Here is a 13,245-nt window from a genome sequence, read left to right as displayed (position 1 = left end):
GGGTGAGATTTTTGCATCAATGAATCGATTCCAGAACAAAAGAAAATACTGAAGGAAGGGAAAAATCAGTCATCGAAATAGTCTTCATCGTCGATTATTGCGTCCTTTACCCATCTGTTTGCCTCATCTGCTAATTCATGATAAAATCTCCCTGTAGCAGATCCAGCAGGGAATTTATGTGCACAGTCATCAGCACCATCCCTTATTTTAAGATCAAGCGGGAATGGCTCACCCACTGTTCCCGTTCTTGCAGAACATCGTGCAATTCTATGGAGGGTTTCTTTTACTTTATTATGACAGGGGATATCGATCTTCGATGATGATTCCAGAATTTTATTAACAAAATCTGAATTGGAAAGAAGGAATTCTGGGGGCGCATGCTGGATCAGGGCACAGACTGTCAGAATTTTTCTTTGACTGCCAGAATCAACCCACTCTGATAGAGACTGTAAGGATCCGGCAGAATAATTATTTGAGATCAGTTTGAATAAGCACCCGTACCTCCATTTATAATTGGCATTATCTGCTTCATCACGAACCTTTTTCAGCAATTTTTGGTACTCGGGGCGTCTGTAGAAGGGTTCCAGCCAATCCGAATGTATAATGAAAGGAATTGGCTCAAAACTGTTCCAAGATCTTTCACGGATCTCCTCCCCATATTTTATCCTTTCAAAAAATAGAGAAATTATTGCATCTGGATCCTTTTCACCAGCATACTTGAAAAAATTGCAGACATAAAATCCTCTTCCATTTGGAAGTTCCTCTAAAGATGGCAGAGGTTTCAATTTCATAATCATCTTTTTAATTTCTGATTTTGTTAGTTTAAGTGCGGGTTTATTTGTTGTGGAAAAAAATAATTTAAAAAGTTCATCTGCAAACGAAATATTCTCGCCGATGTCCAAGTTTAACGCAATTTTTTTTATTTTTCGATTTTCCGACCGTGGAAATTCTGCAAGGGCAGCAATTGCAGATTTTCTGATATAATCGTCTGAACATTTCAATAATCTTTCGACAGTCTGTAATTCACTTTTTTCAATCCTACCCTGCCACCACCCGTTTGAATATCCAAATGCAATCGATCTACAAATTGAAATTTGCCGGGAGTGGAGTCCCTCTTTGATAAGGCGTTTTGCAATGCTCTTGTTCGATTCAATAATCCCCGCTATAATTGATCCATAATGCTGACATAAGGATGAGGATTGATCTGAGATTATGTTTAAACAAATTTTTTCAGAATATTTTGGATCCATCTTTCCGAGGAAATAAAAAAATCGCCCTGAATTATAGGAAATTCTTTCGATATCGAAGTTGTGAATTATATCATTGAGCCTCGAATATGCAGCATCTGGGGATTTTTGTTTGGAAATGAATTTTTTAACTGTATTCTGGATATTGTGGTCGATTGCTTCTGTTGTCTTCTTATAATCTCCTCCCTCTCTTTCATCAAATGAATATCGCATTGCTCTGACCAAGCGTACATCAAACGTTTCTCTGATTTTTTTAATTGTGTTTTTAGCTTTTTTCAGATTTTCCTCATCTCTCCCGAACCTTGCATACCAATGTAAATTCTGACGGATCTCTATCCTTACAACAGGATCTCGGATTTCCGAGGTAATTTTTTCAAAAATATTGAGTATTTCTTTTTCTTCGGCATACCATTTCACATATTCCTCCTCTGATATTTTCCTTCCAAATAACGGTCTAGGGGGACGAAGCGCATCCATAAGACTTTTTATCGCTCGTAGTCTCACTCTGGTTGACTCTATTGCAAATGATGTGGATATTAAATCTAATGCTTTCCTTCGGATTTTTAGTGTTTTATGATTACTGATTGCAAATGATGTGAATTCGAACTTAGATCCCGTAAATCGAGAGTCTTCTCCGTCTTTTTTGAGAATTGGATCGATTATATCAAGGGGTGAATGGAGATGGTTATGAGATGAAGGGTCTCGCAGCCATTTCTCTACGGCATCTAAAAGAATCGATTGGATAACTGTGGGTTTATGGAGACGATACTGTGCGAGATCCTGAAGAATGCTTATAGGAGGGCTTGTATCAGAGTTAAGATCTCCTTCATGATCTTTGCCCAAGTCCCATAAGATGTCGCAGCATTGGGGAAGATATTGTATGTTATACGATATTTTTTTGAGGATCCCTGGAATGTCAGATATTATATCTTCATGTGTAAATACGTAAAGTCCAGATATACCCTCATCTTCAGAAGAGTGGTGTGTTAATGCAAACTCAATGATCTCAAACGATTTTGAGGGTTGAAGATATGCAATTTTTTCTATGATCGTTAAAATCTTATGCCGATCTAGATTTGAACCTTGTTTATAGTGATTGAAAATTTTCTCCCAGATATGATTCATTACATCAATTTTGGTTCCATTACTTTGAACCCGCCAATCTAATTCCGCAATATTTGAAATTATTTGGGCGGGAAACGTATCATAAAATGCATCAAATACCTTATCGGCATATCCTGTAAGGCGATCCTGCGTTACGCAAACTTCAGACAAAATGTAATCAGAGAATACATCTGGAGTAATTCTTAATCCTGCTCGCCCTTTTTTGAGAAGAACACCTGCTGACTCTAATTCAGAAATAATCAAGTTCAATTCATATTTTTCTATGCCAATAAACTCTGATATCTTATCCAATGTTGTGTCGTTAAGATCCACTGGTTGAAGTGCAGAAAATAACCTGAGAACATGTTTTACATCGGATCTATCGAATTCATCAGTCAAATTGCCTATTAAAATATCTGAGAATTTTTCAAGAACAATGGTTTGGAAATCCTTATCCTTCGATAGTAAATGAGGGAGAATTGAATTATCATTCACCAATCTTGCCCCAATAACCAGGACTAAAGGTGAATCACGGGCCACATTAACCAAAGCGTCTCTAAAATTTTTATGATCATCATCCAATATGGAGTCTGCAAGAGCCTCCATGTCTTCACGCTTTAAATCTGTGATTTCGGGCAATATTTCTATATCCCCGGGTTCAAATCCATTCTGAAGAGATTGGGCTTTTAATGAATTCAAACCATAATTTCTAAGAGAGAAGATTAGTTGAATCGAATCAGGAGAGTCTATTGCAATTTGAAAAAGCATCCTCAGATCATTTTGGCGATGTGCATCATCGATGATGATAATATTCTTTCTTTTCAATGGGATTTGCCGGTACAAATCTTCGAATATTTGTGCATTTTCACGAAGAAACCATACTTTATATTGGTGCTCACTGACGATTTTATTCTGCAATTCATAAAGCAACTTACTCTTTCCGATACCCCCTCGACCATGAATCATCAGTATTTTTTTTGTTGATCCAATGAATTCGCAAGCCTTTTGAAAAATTTCAGTTCGACCAAGAAACTGATGACAATGATTGAATATTTTTTGCTTGGATAAATAGGGCTTGAAAAATTGATCTCCAGTCAAGATTTGGCGATTGTGTATTCCAACTTCTCCATACTCAGATTCATAATTGTATATCGCAATTGCGATTTTTCTTCCTAACTCCTCTGGTCTTTGAAATGTTACTCTTGTTATTTCAGAATCCAACCGTTTCTTAAAATATTCAAGTTTTTCTTTTTTCTCGGATTCTTCATCAGGTATCCAATTGCCTTTATCATCATTTTTTAAAAAGACTAATACTGGCAAATTATGCTTTTTTGCTTCATTATACTCAATTTCGGTAATGGATAGATTTTCTTCGGGATCTTCTGAGCCGTATTTAAATCCCAATATTAGAATGACCAAGTCACATTCCCGCAGGTATGATAAGCAGACGTCTTTTGATGGATGGGGATTCGATGGAAATCTCTCCATTGCAACAGCCTTTGCGGAATCGAGATCATCGATTGTTTCAATTGCTATATCCCGTTCATTTATTAAATCTCTAGATGTTGAACTGATGAATATGGATTTCATATCTTCCTATCGTTTATTCAGTTATTCTGGCAAACATAAGTCTTGTCTTTCTGTCTTTGGTATAAATCTCACAACCGACAAAGCATCCTTTTCAACACATTTCATCCTTAATGAAGCACGAAAATCATTCGTTCTCTCTGCCGCCTCGTCTCCTTCAGGAGACAGATGCCTCCACGCTCACGCCCTTCTCTCCGTCCTCCTCCTCTCTCTCACCCCCCGATACGCCCCCTCGATCCCGAAGGCCGCAACGAGGAGGAGGGCGGGGACGACCAGGCGCCCGGGGGACGAAAGGCCGATCTCCACCAGGAGGATGCCGAGCGCTGCGGCACAGAGAACGCACCCGAGAAGGGCGATGCCGCGGCTGCTCCTCGCCCGGTCGGAAAGCCGGTAGCACGCAACGTTCACCGCAAGGAAGATGAAGAGGAACCCCGCGCTGCCGGCGACCGAGATCGAGGAGAGGTCCAGGAAGCTGGCGGCGAGGAGGGCGAGCGCCGAGGTGATGAAGAGCCCTTCGACGGGCCGGTCCCAGACCCGCCGCTCCAGGTCTTCAGGGAGTTCGCCGTCCTTCGCGAGGGTGTAACTCACCCGCGCCGTGCCGTACAGGGTGGCGTTGATCGCCGACGCCGTCGAGAGGAGGGCGGCGACAGTGATGAGCAGGAACCCGACGGCACCCAGGACCGGCCGCGCCGCCGCCGCGAGGGCATAGTCCTGCGCCGCGGCGATTTCGGAAGAGGAGAGCGTGCCGACGGCGACCGCCGAAACCGCGATGTAGAGGACCATGACCAGGACCACCGAGATGCCGTAGGCCCGCGGCAGGGTTCGCTCAGGATCCCGCGTGTCCTTCGCCGTGTTTGCGATCAGTTCGAAGCCCTCGTAGGCGACGAAGATGATCATCCCGCCGGCGACCAGGCCGAGAGGAGACGCCCATGTCGAGGGTGCGAGCCTGGAGGGGTCGATCGCAGTAAGCCCGGCCAGTACGAAGAGGGCGAGGATCGCCAGTTTGAAGGCGACGATCCACTCCTCGGCCTCGCCGACGATGTTTGCGCCCAGAGCGTTTATCCCGGTAAAGAGGAGGATGACGGCGATGATCAGCGCGTGCTTTCCGACGGCGCTCCACCCTGCGGGGAGGTACGACGCCCCGTAACTCCCGAAGGCGTAGGCGTAGAGCGCGATCATCACGATATAACTCTCCCAGAGCAGGACGTTCAGTCCGCCCGAGAGGAGACCTCCTCCGAAGGCTTCGTCCAGGAACCTGGTGGTTCCGCCCGCACTCGGGAACGCCACCGAGAGACGGGCGTACGAGTACGAGGTGACGAGAGCGACGATCCCCGCCAGGAGAAACGCGACCGGTGTCCCTCCCTTCCCCAGGTCCGCGGCAAGCCCGAGAACGGCGAAGATGCCCCCACCGACCATCCCGCCGATCCCGATGGCGACGACCTGGAGGAGGCCGAGACTCCGGTTCGCCGTTATCCCCCCTCCTTCCCGATGAACTCCCTGATCTCGGCGGCCGCACGCTCTCCTTCGGGCGTGTCCTCGATGACGAAAAAGAGCGTCCCGGCAAGGAGGGCCGCGCCCCCGGCCGCCAGGATCGAGAGGGGAAGGGTGACGAGCATGAGGATGCAGGAACCCGCGCCGACCAGGGGGAGGAGAGGGCCGAACGGAACCTTGAAGTAGGTCCGGTCGCCCGGGACAGTCCTGTGCCCGAGGGTGAGGACGACGGCGCTGATGTTGACGAGGGCCATCGAGACGAGGGCGACGGTGTTGGTGAGGTCGACGATCACTCCCAGGTCTCCGAGGAGGATCAGCCCGGCCGCAACGCCTGCCGAAAGAAGCACGGCATTCGCCGGCTTTTCGCCCCGGAGGACGGCAAAACGTCCGGGGATCTGTTTTTCGGCCGCCATCGTGAGGATCACCCTGGACCCGCCGATGATATTGGCGTTCGCCGCCGAGAGCGTGGAAAATATCGCCCCGAGAGCGATGATCGTCCCTCCCCATCCGCCGAAGAAGACGATCGCGGCATCGAAGAGGCTGCTCTCCCCGTAGGCTGGGAGGCGGGCGGCCAGGAGGGCGACTTCGACGCCGCAGTAGATCACGGCGACGATCCCGATCGAGGCGAGGGTGGCGAGGGGAACGACCCGCGCCGAACTCTTGATCTCGCCTCCCATCATCGCCACGACCTGAAAGCCGAGATAGGCGAAGAAGACCATCGCAACACCGTCGAACATCGCACCGGTCCCGTGGGGGAAGAAGGGTGTGAGGTCTGCAGGCGTGAGATATGTCGCGCCGACGACCGCCACCAGGGTAAGGATGGCGATCTTCACTGCGACGAGGGCCACCTCGGCCCGTCCGGCCTCGGCGGTGCTCCTCAGGTTGAGGACAGTGAGCAGGGCGAGGCCGGCAAGGGCGGCGATCCTGGGGTCGAAGGCAGTGCCGAGAAGGCGGTTTGCATAGATGCCGAGGCCGAGAAGGACGAAGGCCGAGGCGATGGTGACGCTGATATACATCCCCCACCCGGCAAGAAAACCGGGATACGGCCCGAGCATCCGGTGGGCATAGAGATATCCGCCGCCGTCGCCCGGGCAGATGCTCGCAAGGACGGCATAGGACAGACCGGTGAAGGCGACGAGGATACCGCAGAGGAGATATGACAGAATGGCTGCGGGGCCGGCCGTCTGTATCATGAGGCCGGAGAGCACGAAAACTCCTGCTCCGACCATGTTTCCGACTGCGAAGGCGACCGCGGTGCCTGCGCTGAGCCCACCACTACGGGTGTAACCGTCGTCCATCAGGTTACAGCCATGTCCTTCCGGTAAAAAAAAGGGATCCTCAGATATGGAGGAGATAGGGCAACGCGATCAGCCCGAGCATCATCGAGAGGAGGACCCAGGAGACGAAGGTGACGATCGCCTGCCCGTACCGGCCCCATCCCCGCGGTTCGAGGACGCGGTCGACTCCCTCCTTGAGGATGTAGCCGCCGTCGAGGGGCACCATCGGGATGGCATTGAAGATCCCGACGTTGATGTTGATCCATGCCGACCAGAAGAGGAAGTGGACGACCCCCCAGAAGAAGGGGAAGGGCTCCTCATAGTAGGCGGCGGCCGGGGTCTCGAAGGCGAGCACCTTCAACTGCTGGCCGCCCACAGACATGTCGAAGGGGATGGTGACGAAGCGCAGCCAGCCGATCGGCGAGAACATCTGCCCGACCATGCCCTGCACGCTCGCGGCGTCGTAGTAGTAGATCCCCATGTAGCCCGAACTTCTCGGCCCCACCTGTGCGGTGATCGCCTCGGGCCATGCCGTCAGGTTGAGGGTGCGGTCTGTCAGGACGCCGTCCTTCTCGACGGTGAGACTGAGGCTGTCGCCGGGACTCGTCGCGTTGAGGGCCGCCGTCACCTCGTCCCGCGTCGCGACCGGGACGCCGTTCACCTCTGTTATGACGCTCGGCGTCGGCAGGCCCGCGTCATATGCCGGACCTCCTTCGTAGACCCCGTAGACCGCCGGGGTATTGAGGGGCGTCGCCATCCCCACGACCAGGATAAAGAGCACGAAACATATGCCGCCGATGACGATGTTGTTCGTGATCCCTGCGCCAAGCATCCTGGCCTTCGGCCAGCCGCGGACCCGTTCCGCGTCCTCCTCGTCGGGTTCGACGAAGGCCCCGATCGGGATGACTGCATAGAGGAGGCCGGCGCTCTTCACTTTTATGTCCTCGATCCTGCAGAGGATGCCGTGGCCTGCCTCGTGGATCACGAGGGTGAGGAAGAAGGCGAACCAGACCGCGAGGGTCGAGGGGACGTACTCGTTGATCCCCGGGAGGAGGAGGATATTCTGGGGCTTGTAGATCCCGGTCGGCTCGGGCTGGGTGACGAGAGTGACGTTGAAGGCGAAGACAAGCATCAGGGTCATCAGCACGGCCGAGATAATCACCATGACGACCCCGACCGTCCCGTAGACGCGAAGGAGCCGTGAGTACGGCCTGAACCAGTCGAAGACCCCGACGTTTTCCGTCTTGATCATCATGATCGGGCCGTAAAACCCGATATGATCGGCAAACTTCCCGGTCGCCTTCACGTATGCGGCTGCCAGGATGTAGATGCCGAGAAGAAGTATGAGGATCGTTACCCAGTCCATCTGAGAATAGTGGTGGTTGCCGCACCCAGATAAGGGTTCTCGCCCGGGGAGGCGGCACCGTCGCTCTCCGCGGTTTTATTCAGATATTGTGCGGTAATCCCGGTCATCTGGATGCAATCGAAATGTAATATATAAATCGACAGAAATTTCGGTGTCGTCCTGCCCAAAAAGTATTATATCAACGCTTTTTTCGGCAGGATCAGAATTCGCCAAGCGTCGCCTGGCGCCGCCTGTCCATCAGTCGCGCCACCGTCTCCCAGCTCTGCCTGGCACAGGCGGGCGGCATGCCGTTGCCGGCGATATAGTCCTTCAGGTACGTGATGGTGGTCTGGTCGGAGGGATAACCGCTCCCGATCTCCCCCGCTTCGGCGTGCAGCGCCTCGATCGCGCGGTCACGCGTCACCTTTGCGACGATGGAGGCGGCAGAGACGACAGGGAAGAGGGCGTCGCCGTGGTTGCGGGAGACGACCGTACAGGCCTCTTCGAGGAGGGTGGCGACCGTCGAGCCGTACCTCTCCTCGTTCACGTCGCAGGCGTCGACATAGGCGGTCAGGGGAAGGGGTGCGAGGGTGCGGATGGCGTCGGCGTGTCCCCTCGCGACAAGAGTGTTCATCGTCATCTCCTGCCGCAGGCGGTCGATTTCGGCCGCCGGTATCTCGACCACCCCCCAGGGAAAGGAGCCCGTGATCTCGGCATAGAGCCTCTCTCTCTGCCGCGGGGTGAGGGCCTTCGAGTCCCGCACGCCAGCCGGCAGGTCTGTTTCTTTCTCGCACCCGACCGCCCCGACCACCATCGGGCCGAGGACCGCGCCTTTCCCGGCCTCGTCGACGCCGCATATCATGGGAAGAGGGTACGATGCACAAGATATTTCAAGACAGGGGCGGCAAACTGGTGTAGATGTATCTCATCATCGTGGGCCTCGGGGGAATTGGACGGAACCTGACGGCGATATCCGCAGAACACGGCGATTCTGTCGTCGTCATCGACCAGGACGAGTCGAAGTGCAACGATATCCTCGACCACTATGATGTGCTTGCGATCACCGGCGACTCCACAGACAGTTCTGTTCTGGACGATGCCGGGATCGACCGGGCGCAGAGCCTTGTCGCCACCACGAGCGACGATGCCGTCAACCTGATGACCTGCTGGCTGGCAAAACGCTACAATGTCCCCAACGTCGTCTCCATCGTGAACCAGAAGGAACACTCTGCCCTCTTCAAGGAGGTCGGCGTGAAGATCAGCGAGAACCCTGACGAACTCGTGGCGAACCGCCTGTATTACTGGGCCGAGAACCCGAACATGCAGCAGCTTGCCTCCATCCCTGGCGGGACCATCTTCGAGATCGTCGCCGAGGACGGTGCGCCGATCATCGACCACGAGATCAAGGAACTCGAAGTGAAGAACTTCGTCTTCATCGCCATCCGCCGGGCTGGCGGCGAACTGATCATCCCGAGCGGGCAGGTGAAGATCCGGCCGGGCGACAATATCACCGTCTTTACCAAGAAGGAAGCCGAGTCAGAGTGCCTCGCCATCCTCAACAGGCAGCTGAAAAAGGCCGGGGAATAAAAAAAGTATGCGGCAGGCCCGTCAGGACCTGGCCTCTTTTTAACCTTTATTCAGATGAGGGCGTGCGTCAGGCCCTTGAGTTCAAGGAGCATCTTCGGGTTTCTCTTGATGATCTCGGTGAGGAGGGCCATCACGGTAAACTCGCTGAAGTTGATGCCCTCGATGGACCGGGCAAGGGTGTTCATCTTCTCGTCGGAGAGGGTGACGAAGTACTCCTTCACCTTATAGTTCCGCTCGAGGGTCTTGCCCATCTTCGCCTGCCGCCACCCGGCGTCGTAGGGCATCAGGGCCTCCTTCGAGGTGTCGCCCTGTGCGATTGCCTTCGCCGCCACCTCGGCGGCGAGTCTGCCGGTGATCATGGCGTTGCCGATGCCGCCGCCGGTGATGGGGTCGACGACGCGTGCGGCATCGCCCACGACCATCAGGCCGTCTGCAACCGTGCAGGGGAGGGGCCTCGATACCGGGTCGCCGCCGAAGATGCACTCGATGATCTTGCCGTTCGGGAAGTGCTCGCGCATGAACCGATCGAGGTAGTCCCGCGCCCGCATTTCGGGCTTGTTCTTCGACGCCGGGATGCCGATGCCGACATTGGCGCTCCTTTCGCCCTTGGCGAAGACCCACAGGTAGCCCTGGGGGGCGACGTCGTTGCCGAGGTAGAAGTCGTTCGAGTTCGGGTCGATATCGATATCGGTAACGAGGTACTGGATGCAGCTCATCATCTCGGTCAGGGGGATGGTGGTGTCGATGCCGCACCAGCGTGCGAATTTCGCCTCGACGCCGTCGGCGGCGATGGTGACCTTCGCCCTCACATCCTGCCTCTTTCCGCAGCACTCGACGACGGCACCCCGGACGTGGCGCCCTTCCATGATCGGGGCGACGGCGCGGGTCTTCACAAAGACGTCAGACCCCGCTTTCGAGGCCTGCCAGACGAGTTCTCGGTCGAAGATCTTCCTGTCGAGGACATAGCCGACCTCTGCGCCGGCCCTGTTCTCGTCGAGGGCGACGGTCGTGCCGTCGGGGGCCACGATCCGTGCCTTTTTGATATCGGCGGATATCCAGCGGGGGTCGGGCTCGATGAAACTCTTCAGGAGTTCTTTGCCAATCCCTTCGGCACACCGGACAGGTGCTCCGATCGCCGGCCGCTTTTCGATCAGGCAGACCGAGAGACCCAATCTGGCAGCGGTCCATGCAGCAAGAGCCCCTCCGGGCCCGCCGCCGACGACAAGAATGTCGTACTCACTCTTCATCGGTCACCTCCAGAGCTCCGAGCGGGCAGGCCTTCGTGCAGATGCCGCAACAGCGGCAGGTGTCGCCCTCGACTGTCAGGTACGCATCGACGAGTTCGAGAGCCCCTTCAGGGCAGACCGAAACACATGCGCCGCAGTAGCCACATATTTCCCGGTGAATTTGAAGCATTGTACTCAGTATTATACCGCCTTTCCATTAATCTTATCTTCCCTTTTCTGCCGTCGGCCTTTCCGAAAATATGGGTAATTGCAGGGATTACCTCAGGGATATGGACAATCGGCCGGTTCTTTTGCTGTGGTGCCGGGATCCGTATCCCTCCGACGGATTGGTCTGGCGGTGACCCGCGGGGGCCTGCTATCAGGGAGAATGCTGCCGCGAAACCGGTGCTCTTTGTCCTTCTCTCAGACCTGCCTGACCGCGATCTCCCTGCCGCTCGTCCGGGTGTAGCCGGCGATCCTCTCGACAGTATGGGCGACCATGCCGCCCGAGGTCAGGATCAGGGAATCTTCGCCGTTCACGGCGCGTAACAGGCACTTGTCGATGACGCCGTAGGTGAAGTCGAGGTCTATCCCCGCCTCCCGCGCCACCTTCTTTGCCCTCGTCCCCATGGCGCCGACCCACACCGGTGCGCTCCCCGCGAGGAAGTGCGTGAGTGCGGTGGTGCCGTCAGGGCCAGCGACGTCCCTGAGATAGATGATGCCGTGGCCGTCGCGGCTCACGCCGCCGCGGAGACGGCACTCGATGAGGTCGGTGAAGGCGAGTGCGCTCTTCGGCGGTGCGGCGTCGGCCAGCACGCGCCGGCCCCTCAGTTCCCGGAAGAGGTCCAGCACGGTCGGGGGTTTGAGGCGCGCCCGGGCGAGGGCGTCGTCGTCGGCAAAGATCTCCTCCGGCGCCCCCATCCTGAGCACCGACCCGTCCTCCATGAGCACGACCTCGTCGGCCCAGCGGTAGGCGAGTTCGACGTCGTGCGTCGAGAGGAGAATCGTCCTGCCGCCATGGTTCATCTCGTCGAGGAGGTCCATCACCTCCTCGGAGGTCGCGGGGTCGAGGGAACTTGTTGGTTCGTCGAAGACGAGCACCTCAGGGTCCATTGCGAGCACTCCCGCAATGGCGACTCTCTTCTTCTCCCCGCCTGAGAGGTGGTGGGGCGGGCGTTTCTCGTAGCCAGAGAGGCCGACATAGTGGAGGGCGTCGCCGACGACTTTTTTCACCGTCTCCTGCGGCATGCCGAGGTTCGCCGGCCCGAAGGCGACATCCTGCCAGACTGTCGGGGCAAAGATCTGGGCGTCGGAGTTCTGGAAGACAAGGCCGACCGACCTCCGTACCTCGCGGAGGGAGCGGGCGTCGTACGCCACAGGTCTGCCGCCGACGAGGACCCTTCCTTTCGTCGGTCGCAACATCCCGTTGCACATCAAGAGGAGGGTCGTCTTTCCCGCGCCATTCGGACCGACAAGGGCGACCTTGCTCCCTCTGCTGACGGTGATGTCGATCCCCTTCAGGGACTCGGGGCGGTCGGGGTAGGCAAAGTGCACGTCCTGGAATTCGATTGCTGCTGTCATGGTCATTCTCAGAAGATCTGTATCCCGCCGGTCAGGAGGGCGAGCGCACCACATAGGATGAGGTAGGCGACGACGGCCGCGGCACCCCCGCGGGAGAGCGTCGTCTCTCCGCCGCAGGCCGGGAATATGCCGTCATAGCACCGGGCGTCCATGGCGAGGATGAGTTCCTCGCCTTTCTCCCATGCCCGTACAAAGAGTGTCCCCGCGAGCATCGAGAAGGACCGCACCGAGTTCCCGAACCCGGCATAACCCTGCCTGATCTCCTGCGCATTCCGGGTGGCCACCGCCTCGCCGATGAGGACGAAGATGAAGTGGTAGATGAGCATGGCAAGGTCGACGAACTCAGGCGGCAGCCTGAGGGAGCGCATTACCGTGAAGATCTCGACCATGGGCGTGGTGAGAGCGATAAAGAAGAGGGCGCACATCCCGGCGAAGGTCCGGGCGAGGACAAGGGCGGCCTGGTTGGCGCTCCCTGTCGTGACAGCGAGGGTGATGCCGCCGATCGGCATGCTCCAGACGGTCTCACCGCCGCCGGAGAGGAAGAGGATCACGCCGCCGGAGAGGACGGCGAAGGAGAGGGGGATGGTGAGGAGTGCGGCGTAGAAGCGCGCCGGGATGCGTGCGATCCCGACGGTGATCGCCGCCATGGACGCGGCGATGAAGGCCGGGGCGATCGGGCCTGCGGAGATGAGGGCGGCGGCGATCGCCCCGCCGCCGAGGAGGAGTTTTGCCCGCGTGTCGGTCTCCCGCAACGCGCTCTGCTGGGCATAATCGTCCAGTATATTCTCCATCATCCTCTG

General features: G+C 55.3%; 10 protein-coding genes. 1 reads left to right on the top strand and 9 read right to left on the bottom strand.

From position 1 onward, the window contains the following. Nucleotides 1-65: 65 nt before the first annotated feature. From BP869_RS08190 to rnhB, 5 genes are all read right to left on the bottom strand, one after another. Nucleotides 66-3,941: a DUF4062 domain-containing protein gene (locus BP869_RS08190; RefSeq protein ID WP_342678590.1), complete on the bottom strand. Its 3,876-nt coding sequence runs from the start codon at nucleotides 3,939-3,941 to the stop codon at nucleotides 66-68. 177 nt (nucleotides 3,942-4,118) lie between these two features. Further along, nucleotides 4,119-5,411: an APC family permease gene (locus tag BP869_RS08185; RefSeq protein ID WP_342679128.1), complete on the bottom strand. Its 1,293-nt coding sequence runs from the start codon at nucleotides 5,409-5,411 to the stop codon at nucleotides 4,119-4,121. Beyond that, entirely contained in the window at nucleotides 5,408-6,727 is a 1,320-nt protein-coding gene (locus BP869_RS08180) for an APC family permease (RefSeq protein ID WP_342678588.1), read from the bottom strand. Before BP869_RS08180 ends, BP869_RS08185 begins: the two co-directional genes overlap by 4 nt. A gap of 40 nt (nucleotides 6,728-6,767) precedes the next feature. Further along, the gene (locus BP869_RS08175; RefSeq protein WP_342678586.1) at nucleotides 6,768-8,072 is read right to left on the bottom strand and encodes a site-2 protease family protein; all 1,305 of its coding nucleotides are present in this window, start codon (nucleotides 8,070-8,072) and stop codon (nucleotides 6,768-6,770) included. Nucleotides 8,073-8,271: 199 nt separating this feature from the next. Beyond that, the gene (rnhB, locus tag BP869_RS08170) at nucleotides 8,272-8,913 is read right to left on the bottom strand and encodes a ribonuclease HII (RefSeq protein ID WP_342678584.1); all 642 of its coding nucleotides are present in this window, start codon (nucleotides 8,911-8,913) and stop codon (nucleotides 8,272-8,274) included. Nucleotides 8,914-8,969: 56 nt separating this feature from the next. Here rnhB and BP869_RS08165 point away from each other — a divergent pair, with 56 nt between their 5' ends. Then, nucleotides 8,970-9,638 (top strand): TrkA family potassium uptake protein, encoded by a 669-nt coding sequence (locus tag BP869_RS08165; RefSeq protein WP_342678582.1) that lies wholly within the window; start codon nucleotides 8,970-8,972, stop codon nucleotides 9,636-9,638. Nucleotides 9,639-9,688: 50 nt separating this feature from the next. Here BP869_RS08165 and BP869_RS08160 read toward each other — a convergent pair whose 3' ends face one another. The 4 genes from BP869_RS08160 to cbiQ form a co-directional block, all read right to left on the bottom strand. Continuing rightward, on the bottom strand, nucleotides 9,689-10,885 hold the full coding sequence (locus BP869_RS08160; RefSeq protein ID WP_342678580.1) for an NAD(P)/FAD-dependent oxidoreductase: 1,197 nt from the start codon (nucleotides 10,883-10,885) through the stop codon (nucleotides 9,689-9,691). Then, nucleotides 10,875-11,054 carry a 4Fe-4S binding protein gene (locus BP869_RS08155; protein WP_298668242.1) on the bottom strand — a complete coding sequence of 60 codons (180 nt, stop codon included), beginning with the start codon at nucleotides 11,052-11,054 and terminating at the stop codon, nucleotides 10,875-10,877. The genes BP869_RS08160 and BP869_RS08155 overlap by 11 nt, the downstream gene beginning before the upstream one ends. A 233-nt stretch (nucleotides 11,055-11,287) precedes the next feature. Then, complete coding sequence (locus BP869_RS08150; RefSeq protein ID WP_342678576.1) at nucleotides 11,288-12,445, bottom strand: energy-coupling factor ABC transporter ATP-binding protein; 1,158 nt, start codon at nucleotides 12,443-12,445, stop codon at nucleotides 11,288-11,290. A gap of 8 nt (nucleotides 12,446-12,453) precedes the next feature. Further along, nucleotides 12,454-13,239, bottom strand: a complete 786-nt coding sequence (cbiQ, locus tag BP869_RS08145) for a cobalt ECF transporter T component CbiQ (RefSeq protein ID WP_342678574.1) — start codon at nucleotides 13,237-13,239, stop codon at nucleotides 12,454-12,456. Nucleotides 13,240-13,245: the final 6 nt, after the last annotated feature.

Source organism: Methanofollis sp. UBA420 (genome assembly GCF_002498315.1).
Classification (GTDB): Archaea; Halobacteriota; Methanomicrobia; order Methanomicrobiales; family Methanofollaceae; genus Methanofollis.
This window is presented reverse-complemented; position numbering and strand designations above follow the sequence as displayed.